General features: G+C 74.7%; 7 protein-coding genes. 6 read left to right on the forward strand and 1 reads right to left on the reverse strand.

What is annotated here, in order from left to right; all coding sequences use genetic code 11:
* The 5 genes from ACVMLK_RS18725 to ACVMLK_RS18745 all read left to right on the forward strand — a co-directional run.
* A partial coding sequence (locus ACVMLK_RS18725; RefSeq protein ID WP_457487258.1) for an RsmD family RNA methyltransferase occupies nt 1-472 on the forward strand: 472 nt, incomplete at its 5' end.
* 108 nt (nt 473-580) lie between these two features.
* Nucleotides 581-2,125 (forward strand): ABC transporter substrate-binding protein, encoded by a 1,545-nt coding sequence (locus ACVMLK_RS18730; protein ID WP_457487259.1) that lies wholly within the window; start codon nt 581-583, stop codon nt 2,123-2,125.
* On the forward strand, nt 2,113-3,057 hold the full coding sequence (locus ACVMLK_RS18735; protein ID WP_457487260.1) for an ABC transporter permease: 945 nt from the start codon (nt 2,113-2,115) through the stop codon (nt 3,055-3,057). The genes ACVMLK_RS18730 and ACVMLK_RS18735 overlap by 13 nt, the downstream gene beginning before the upstream one ends.
* Complete coding sequence (locus ACVMLK_RS18740; RefSeq protein ID WP_198365172.1) at nt 3,054-3,836, forward strand: ABC transporter permease; 783 nt, start codon at nt 3,054-3,056, stop codon at nt 3,834-3,836. The genes ACVMLK_RS18735 and ACVMLK_RS18740 overlap by 4 nt, the downstream gene beginning before the upstream one ends.
* Nucleotides 3,833-5,293 (forward strand): ABC transporter ATP-binding protein, encoded by a 1,461-nt coding sequence (locus tag ACVMLK_RS18745; protein WP_457487261.1) that lies wholly within the window; start codon nt 3,833-3,835, stop codon nt 5,291-5,293. The genes ACVMLK_RS18740 and ACVMLK_RS18745 overlap by 4 nt, the downstream gene beginning before the upstream one ends.
* A 25-nt stretch (nt 5,294-5,318) precedes the next feature.
* Here the strand turns inward: ACVMLK_RS18745 and ACVMLK_RS18750 are convergent, their stop codons facing one another.
* On the reverse strand, nt 5,319-6,707 hold the full coding sequence (locus ACVMLK_RS18750; RefSeq protein WP_457487262.1) for a glycosyltransferase family 4 protein: 1,389 nt from the start codon (nt 6,705-6,707) through the stop codon (nt 5,319-5,321).
* A 75-nt stretch (nt 6,708-6,782) separates the two neighbouring features.
* Between ACVMLK_RS18750 and ACVMLK_RS18755 the strand changes: the two genes are divergently transcribed.
* The coding region (locus ACVMLK_RS18755) for a hypothetical protein (protein ID WP_457487263.1) at nt 6,783-7,141 on the forward strand (359 nt) is incomplete at its 3' end.

Genomic DNA, 7,141 nt, shown 5'->3' on the forward strand with positions numbered 1-7,141 from the left:
GCGGCAGGCGCTGTTCGACATGCTCTGGCACGCGCCCTGGGCCGGGCGCGGCGCCATCGAGGAGGCCGTCGTGCTGGATGCCTTCGCCGGCACCGGGGCGCTGGGGCTGGAGGCGCTCTCGCGCGGCGCGGCGGCGGCGCATTTCATCGAGCGGGACCGCGTGGCGCTGGGCGTGCTGCGGGCGAACATCACCGCCTGCCGCGAGGCGGAGCGGGCCCGCATCCGGCCCGGCGCCGCCACCCCCCCGCCGCGCGCGCCCTGCGCCTGCGGCCTGGTCTTCCTCGACCCGCCCTATGGCCAGGCGCTGGTGCCGCGCGCCCTGGCGGCGCTGGGCGCGGCCGGCTGGATCGCGCCCGGGGCGCTGGTCGTCGCCGAGACCGGGCGGGAGGAGGCGCCGGAGCCGCCCGGCTTCACGGTGCTGGCGGAGCGGGAGCACGGCGCGGCGCGGCTGCTGTGCCTGCGGGCGGCGTAGCCGCGACGGCCGGGCACGGAGCAGGCGGGTGATGGACGCCCTGGCCGGGATCCTCGTCGGCACAAGCCCACTTGAACCGTTATAACGTTTCATGCACAAGGCTGCGCCATGACAGCCGCTCCGCTTTCCCGCCGTTCCCTCGGCCTGCTCACCGCAGCGGGCCTGCCGCTGCTGGCGCGCCCGCTCCGCGCCCAGCCCGCCGCCGATCTCTTCCGGGTCGTCACCTCGAACGAGATCAACGGGCTGGAGCCGGCACGTTCCGGCTATGTCTTCCAGCGCATGCAGGTGGTGGAGACGCTGGTCGGCGCCGACGACGGCGGCCTGCCGGTGCCGGGCCTGGCGCGGGGCTGGGATCTGTCGCAGGACCGGCTCATCTGGCGCTTCCGGCTGCGGCCGGGCGCCCGCTTCCATGACGGCACGCCGGTGGACGCCGCCGCGGTGGCCGCCGCGCTGCGCCGCGCCCGGGAGCAGGGCGGGCTGCTGGGCAATCTGCCGATCGCGGCGATCGAGCCGGGCGAGCCGGGCGAGGTGGTCCTCCGCACCACCCGGCCCTTCTCCCCGCTGCTCGCCTTCCTGGCGCATTACAGCGCCGGCATCCTGGCCCCCGCCGCCTTCGAGGGCGGCGCGGTGCGCGCCGTGATCGGCAGCGGCCCCTACCAGGTGACGCGCCTGCTGCTGCCGCAACGCCTGGAGGCCGGGCGCTCGGCGCACTGGGACGGAGCGGCGCCGGCCATCGCGCGGGTCTCCTACCTGGCGGCGGGTCGGGGCGAGACCAGGGCGGCCATGGCCGAGGGCGGGCAGGCCGAGCTGGTGGCGCAGCTTGCCCCCGAGACGGTGGAGCGGCTGCGCCGCAACCCGCGGCTCGCCATCGACACCCGCGCCATTCCGCGCACCCGGCTGATCAAGCTCAACTGCGGCCTGCCGCTGTTTCGCGACGTCCGCGCCCGCCGCGCCCTCTCCCTCGCACTGGACCGCCAGGGGATGGCGGCGGCGCTGCTGCGCTCGCCCGCCTCGATGGCGACCCAGCTCTTTCCCCCGGCCCTGGCGGAGTGGCATGTGCCCGGCCTGCCGCCGCTGCGGCGGGACCTGCCGGAGGCGCGGCGGCTGCTGGCGGAGCTGGGCTGGCAGCCCGGCGCCGAGGGGCTGCTGGTGCGGGAGGGGAAGCCCTTCTCCTTCACGCTCCGCACCTTCTCGGACCGGCCGGAGCTGCCGGGGCTCGCCACCGCCATGCAGGCGCAGCTGCGGGAGATCGGCGTCGAGATGAAGGTCGCCATCGTCAACAGCGGCGAGATCCCGGCCGGGCACCGGGACGGCACGCTGGAGGCGGCGCTGATGGCGCGCAACTTCTCCCTGGTGCCGGACCCGCTGGGCACCATGCTGCAGGATTACGGGCCGCGGGGCGGCGACTGGGGCGCCATGGGCTGGTCCAGCGAGGCGCTGAACGGCGTGCTGGAGCGGCTCGGCGAGACGGCCGACCCGGCCGAGCGCGCCGCGCTGCGCGGCCGCGCCTCGGCCATTCTGCAGGAGGAGATGCCGGTCATCCCGGTCAGCTGGTTCGACCTGGCCACCGCCGTCTCGCGGCAGGTGCGCGGCCTCTCGATCGACCCCCTGGAGCTGTCCTACCGCGTGGCGGGCGCGACATGGGCGCGCTGATCCGGCTGCTCGCCGGGCGCGCCGCCCAGGCCGTGCTGGTGGCGCTGCTGGTCGGCACCGCCTGCTTCCTGATGGTGCGGCTGCTGCCGGGCGACATGGCCTACCGCATCGCCGCCAGCCGCTACGGCTACGACCTGGTGGACAGCGCCGCGGCCGAGGCGGTGCGGCGGGAGCTGGGGCTGGAGCGGCCCTGGATCGCGCAGCTCGGCGCCTGGTTCACCGATCTGGCGCGCCTCGACCTCGGGACCTCGCTGGCCTCGGGCGAGGCGGTGACGGACGCGCTCGCCGTCCAGCTTGGCCATACCCTGCTGCTCTCGGTCGCGGCGCTGCTGCTCTCGCTGCTGATCGGGCCGCCGCTCGGCGCGCTGGCCGGGCTGCGTGCCGGCGGCGGGTGGGATGGCGCGCTGCTGGCCGCCTCGGCGGCGCTGCGCGCCCTGCCGGCCTTTGTCATCGGCATCGGGCTGATGCTCTGGCTGGGCGTGTCCTGGGATTGGCTGCCGGTGGCGGGCGTGGGCGGCTGGCGCGAGGTGGTGCTGCCGGCCCTGACCCTGGCGCTCGGCCTGGCCGCCGCCTCGTCCCGGGTGACGCGGGACGCGGTGGCGGGGGTGGTGGCCTCGCCCTTCTTCGGCTTCGCGCGGATGAAGGGCCTGTCCGACGCCGCCGCCTTCCACCGGCACGGCGCGCGCAACGCCGCCATTCCGGTGGTGGCCTATCTCGGATTGCAGCTGGTGGTGCTGATCGAAGGGGTGGTGGTGGTGGAGTCTCTCTTTGCCTGGCCCGGCATCGGCCATGCGCTGGTGCATGCCGTGCTGGGGCGCGACATCCCGATAGTGCAGGGCACGGCGCTGGCCATGGGGCTGCTCTTCGTGACGCTGAACGCGCTGACCGACCTCGCCTGCTGGGCGCTGGACCCGCGGCGGCGCCACGCATGAGGCTCTCCCGCAAGAGGCTGGCGGGCGGGCTGATGCTCGCGGCCGTCGCCGCCTTCGCCCTGCTCGGCCCGCTGCACGGCGCCGATCCGCTGCGCCAGAACCTCTCCGACGCGCTGCTGCCGCCGGGGGGCGCCCATCCCCTCGGCACCGATCATCTGGGGCGGGATCTGCTGGCGCGGCTGGCCGCCGGGGCGCGGCTCTCCTTCGGCTTCGCGCTGCTGGCGGCGCTGGCCGCCGCCGTGCCGGGCACGCTGCTCGGCCTGCTGGCGGCGCTCAGCGGCGGCTGGACGGAGCGGCTGCTGCTCGGCCTCGCCGATGCCGTGCAGGCCCTGCCGGCGCTGCTGCTGGTGGTGCTGGTCACGGCCTTCGCCCCCGGCGCGTTCCTGCCGCTCTATCTCGGCCTCGCGCTCGCCCTCTGGGTGGAGTTCTTCCGCATCAGCCGCAACACGGCGGCCGGCGTGCTGGCGCGGCCGCAGGTGGAGGCGGCACGGCTGCTCGGCTTCGGCCGCTGGCACATCCTGCGCCGGCATCTCTGGCCCGAGGTGGCGCCGCTGGCCGCCACGCTCTTCGCCTTCGCCGCTGGCACCGCCGTCACCACCATCGCCGCGCTGGCCTTCATCGGCGTCGCCGCCCGGCCACCGGTGCCGGAATGGGGCAGCATGATGACCGAGCTGCTGCCCTACCATGCCGAGGCGCCGCTCGCCCTGCTGCTGCCGGGGATGCTGATCTTCCTGACGGTGCTCGGCCTGCACCTGCTGGCCGGGCGCGAACGGGCATGACCGCGCCGATGGGACTGATCGTCGAGGACCTCCGGATCACCGGCCCCGAGGGGGTGCTGGTGCGCGGGGCCGGCTTCACGCTGCGCCCGGGTGAGCCGCTGGTGCTGCTGGGCGAGACCGGCTCGGGCAAGTCGCTGCTGGCCCAGGCGGTGATGGGCGCGCTGCCGCCCGGCCTCCGCGCGGAGGGGCGGATCGTGCTGGCGGGGCGGGACCTCCTGCCGCTGCCGCCGCGCGAGCGCCGGGCGCTCTGGGGGCGGTGCATCGCCATGCTGCCGCAGGAGCCCTGGGCGGCGCTCGATCCCGCCATGCGCGCCGCGCCGCAGGTCGAGGAGGTGGACCGGCTGGTGCATGGCCACCCCGCCGCCGAGGCCCGGCGACGGACCGCCGCGCGCTTCCGCCATCTCGGGCTGGAGGGGGCCGGCGGGCGCTACCCCTTCCAGCTCTCGGGCGGCATGAACCAGCGCGTGGCGCTGGCGGCGACCGAGGCGGCCGGGGCCGATCTGCTGATCGCCGACGAGCCGACCAAGGGGCTGGACGCCGACCTGCGCGACACCGCCGGGCGCCTGCTGCGGGCCGAGGCGGAGGCCGGGCGGATGCTGCTGGTCATCACGCATGACGTGGCGCTGGCCCGCCTGCTGGGGGGGCGGGCGATGGTGATGCTGGCGGGCGAGGTCATCGAGGAGGGCCCCCTGCCGGACCTGCTGGAGGCGCCGCGCCACGACTACACCCGGCGGCTGGTCGGCGCCGAGCCGTCGCGCTGGGCGCCCTGGCCGCGCCGCGCCGCGGGACGGATGGTGGTGGAGGCGCGCGGTCTCGGCAAGCGGCTGGGCGGCCGGGAGCTGTTCGGCGGGCTGGACCTGACGGTGGGCGAGGGCGAGGTGGTGGCCATCGCCGGGCGCAGCGGCTGCGGCAAGACCACGCTGGGCAACCTGCTGCTCGGCCTGGCGCGGCCCGATGCCGGGATGGTGCGGCAGGGCGGCCAGGTGGGGCCGCTCGGTCTGCAGAAGCTCTACCAGGACCCGCTGGCGGCCTTCGCGCCAAGCCAGCCGCTGGGCCAGGGCCTGGCGGAGCTGTGCCGCCGGCATGGGCTGGCGGCGGGCGGGGTGGCGGCGCTGCTGCCCCGGCTGCGGCTGGCGCCCGCGCTGCTGGCGCGGCGCCCTTCGGAGGTCTCGGGCGGCGAGTTGCAGCGCTTCGGCCTGTTGCGGGCGCTGCTGCTGGAGCCCGCCCTGCTCTTCGCCGACGAGGCCACCTCGCGCCTCGACCCGCTGATGCAGCAGGAGGTGATGGCGCTGCTCGGCGAGGCCGCGGCCGAGCGCGGCACCGCCCTGCTGGTGGTGACGCATGAGGCGGCCCTGGCGGAGAAGGTGGCGGGGCGGGTGGTGCGCCTGGGGGCCGGAGGGGAGGCGGGAGCGGAGGGGGCGCGGCCCGCTCCGGAGCTCGCCGGCCAGGGGATCTAGATCCGCGGGAAGCGGCCGGCGCGGCTCACTCCGCCGCCACGGCCTCCGCCTCGGCCTCCGGTGCCCGGACCGGCGGCGCGGGAGGCCGGTCGAGCTTCACCCCCATCCGCGCATAGACCTCGGCCAGGCGCCGCTCATAGGCCTCGTTGCTGAACACCGCCGCGCGCCTCGGCCCGGCCTGCTCCAGCCAGCCGCGCAGGTCGGCGTCGCGGTCCAGCGCGCGGATCGCCTCGACCATGGCCCGCACGTCATAGGGATCGACGGTGATCGCCGCCTCGCCCACCACTTCGGGGAGCGAGGAGGTGTTGGAGGTCATCACCGGCGTGCCGAGCTTCATCGCCTCCAGCGCCGGCAGGCCGAAGCCCTCGTAGAGCGAGGGGAACAGCGCCGCCTTGGCGCCGCGCACCAGCGAGACCAGCAGGCGGAAGGGCGCGTAGTCGAGCAGCACGATCTTGCGCTTCGTGCGCAGGATGCTGCCCTCCTGCACCTGGTAGCGGATGTGGTCGTCGAACAGGAGGCGCAGCTCCTCCTCGCTCTTCCAGGCCTGCTTGCCGACGATGACCAGCGGCAGGTCGGTGTCGGCGGCGAGGAAGGCCTCGATCATCCGGCCCACATTCTTCTTCGGCTCGATGGCGCCGAAGAACAGGAAGTAGTTCTTCCACTCCAGCCCGAAGCTGCCGCGGATCTCGTCCTGCGCCTCGGACAGCGGCTTCTCGGCGAACTTGCGGGGGATCTCGACCGACTGGTAGGTGTTGGTCACCTGCTCCGGCCTGGCGCCCAGCAGGGTGATGATGTCGCGCCGGCTGGCCTCGCTGACGGTGATGATATGGTCGGCCTTCTTCACCAGCAGGCGGTTCAGCCGGAAGTAGCGGCGCTTGTTGTCCAGCGTGGTGAAGGGCAGGCGCAGCGGCACCAGGTCGTGCAGGGTGTAGATGTTGCGGGCGCCCGGGATCCGCATCGGGATCGGGTAGGTCCAGTGCATCACCTGCGGGCTGCGCGGCATCCAGACCTTGAGCCGGCGCTTGTACCACTTGTAGTAGTTGGCGGCCATGGTGAAGCCGTTCTCGACATTCCACAGCCGGTCGAAATGCGGCATCCGCGCCTCGAAGGTGTTGGATACCACCCGGCCGGTGATCGGCACGCGGGTGGCCACCTCGCCGAAGGGGCCCATCAGGGTGCGGCGGGTGGCGCGGACCCAGCGCAGCCAGCGCTCGGTGTCGCCGACCCGGTCATCGAAGAAGGCGATCTCGCGGATCAGCTCGTTGCGGCTCGGGCTGGCGCGGGTGCCATAGAGCACGTCCACCTCGGCGCCCAGCGCGCCCAGGCGAAAGCTGAGGTTTCGCGCATAGGTCGCGACACCCGTGCCCTTATCGAGGGCGAGGTTGTATCCATCGATGGCGATGCGAGCGGTCATAGCAAAACCCTAACGGTTTATTGCTCATAGGCGAAGAGTTATGCTGCATCGCAAGCGCGTTTTCATGAGGGCAGCATGATCCAGGATCCGGCGGAGGCTTTGCGGCGCGAGGCGGACGGTCTGCGCGACCGCCGCGACTGGCTGCGCGCCGCCGCGGCCTATGCCGCCTTCCTGGAGCTGCGCCCGGAGGATGCCGGCATGCGGGTGCAGCAGGCGCATTGCCTGAAGGAGGCCGGGCGCGTCGGGGAGGCCCTGGCGCTCTACCGCGCGGCGGCGGCGCAGCGCCCCGGCGAGGCCGACATCGCGCTGCAGATCGGCCATGCCGAGAAGCTGCGGGGCGAGGCCGCCGCCGCGCTGGAGGCCTATGGCCGGGCCGTGCTGCTCGATCCCGCCGCCGCCGCGCCCTGGGCGGAGTGGCGGGCCCTGGCGGAGAC

It is taken from the genome of Teichococcus aerofrigidensis, assembly GCF_054073225.1.

Excerpts from the sequence above, each read along its gene's own strand:
- ACVMLK_RS18730 (WP_457487259.1), top strand. The coding sequence starts at position 581 with ATGACAGCCGCTCCGCTTTCCCGCCGTTCCCTCGGCCTGCTCACCGCA.
- ACVMLK_RS18750 (WP_457487262.1), bottom strand. The coding sequence starts at position 6,707 with ATGACCGCTCGCATCGCCATCGATGGATACAACCTCGCCCTCGATAAG.
- ACVMLK_RS18735 (WP_457487260.1), top strand. The coding sequence starts at position 2,113 with ATGGGCGCGCTGATCCGGCTGCTCGCCGGGCGCGCCGCCCAGGCCGTG.
- ACVMLK_RS18745 (WP_457487261.1), top strand. The coding sequence starts at position 3,833 with ATGACCGCGCCGATGGGACTGATCGTCGAGGACCTCCGGATCACCGGC.
- ACVMLK_RS18740 (WP_198365172.1), top strand. The coding sequence starts at position 3,054 with ATGAGGCTCTCCCGCAAGAGGCTGGCGGGCGGGCTGATGCTCGCGGCC.